Source organism: Arthrobacter sp. TJ-217 (assembly GCF_058269255.1).
This window is the reverse complement of record NZ_JBZCNJ010000026.1, coordinates 1-1,611: the sequence shown is the minus strand read 5'-3', so window position 1 is coordinate 1,611 and position 1,611 is coordinate 1. Positions and strand designations below refer to the sequence as shown.

Annotated in this window: 1 protein-coding gene; it reads left to right on the top strand. The window is 67.5% G+C overall.

Translation table 11 applies throughout. The annotated features are described in order from the left end of the window. Positions 1-277: 277 nt before the first annotated feature. Positions 278-1,611: lysozyme (locus AC4D2R_RS18000; protein ID WP_490941469.1), on the top strand; the 1,334-nt coding region annotated here is incomplete at its 3' end.

The window sequence follows — 1,611 nt, the reverse complement described above, 5'->3', positions numbered from 1 at the left end:
TCACCGGCGACACCAAAGCCGACCTCCTGGCCACCCGCACCGACGGATCCCTCTGGCGCTACACCGGAACCGGCATGCCCCCCAACCCCGGCTACACCACCGGAGCCCCCGCCGGAAAACTCTAACCAGTCCACAAGAAGAGCCGATGGTGTAAGTGGGGCCCATTAGGGCCCGGCTTGCACCACCGGACCAACCTTCACCGGTCCCCCACGTACCCCGGAGGGCTTCCCCAGCGGCTCCCGGAACCGGTGAACCCGCACTATCTGGAGATTCAACCGTGAAAAGCTACAGTCCAGCCACCGTTCTCGCCGCGGCAATCCTCACCGCGGCGCTCGTTGGCGGAACCACCTCAGCGGCCGCCCTCAGCGCACCACCGGAGGCAGAGCCGCCTTTCGCGTCGAGCGAGCCTTCGCCCGCGGAGTCCCCCGGGCTGGGCACGCCCGCCCCGCAGCCCTCCGGGAATGCGCAGGAACAGCCTGCCTCCCCGGCTCCCAGCACCTCCAGCGAATCCGCCGAGACCGGCGACCAGTCGACGGCGGACGCCGAGGAGCTCTCCCCCGAAGAACTGGCACGGAACGCTGAAGCGCTTGCCGATGTGATCGGGCCGCTCGGGGCAAGCCTGGGCCAGGGCGCCGAGCGGATTGCCGAGACCGGCGATCCGCAGGTCCCCACCCAGGAGGAACTCGCCCAGGTTGCGGCGGAAGAAGCATCATCGGATGCACCGCGCGCCCTCCCGCAGGAGCCAGGCACCACGTCGGAGCAGCCGGAGGCCTCCGAGCCCGCGCCAAGCGCGCCCGCGGAGATGTCCCCGATGGCCGAGTCAACCTTCCAGACCCTGATCAACTACTGGCAGCCAACCGGCATCCTCGGAGTGGACGTCAGCAGCCACCAGGGCAACGTCAACTGGGCCGCCGCATGGAGCAGGGGTTCAAGGTTCGCCTATACGAAGGCATCGGAGGGGCACACCTACCTGAACCCCTACTTCTCCGGCCAGTACCTCGGTGCCCAGAACGTTGGCATGGACCGCGGCGCCTACCACTTCGCCCTGCCCAACGTCTCAAGTGGAGCGACCCAGGCCGACTACTTCTTGCGCAACGGCGGCGGCTGGTCGGCGGACGGCAAAACCCTGCCTCCCCTCCTCGACGTCGAGTACAACCCGTACCCTTCCCTGGGCAACACCTGCTACAACATGAGCCCGGCCCAGATGGTGACCTGGATCCGCGACTTCTCGAACACCATGCTGCGCCGCACCGGCCGGCTGCCGATGATCTACTCCACCACCGACTGGTGGAACCGGTGCACGGGCAACAGCACCGCCTTCGCCAACCACCCCCTGCACATCGCCTCCTACAACAACTGCTGCACCGGTGCCCTTCCGGCCGGGTGGAGCACCTACAGCCTGTGGCAGTACACAAGTGAAGGCCCCGTTGTCGGAGACTGGAACCGCTGGAACGGCAGCGCCGCCGGCCTGGACCGCTTCGTGCGCAACACAACCACCTCCACACCTGCCCCTGCTCCGACGCCTCCTGCTCCTGCTCCGGCTCCGGTGGTGTTGGATAAGACGCTGGCTGCGGTCAATGCCGGGGATTTCAACCGCAACGGCACCGATGA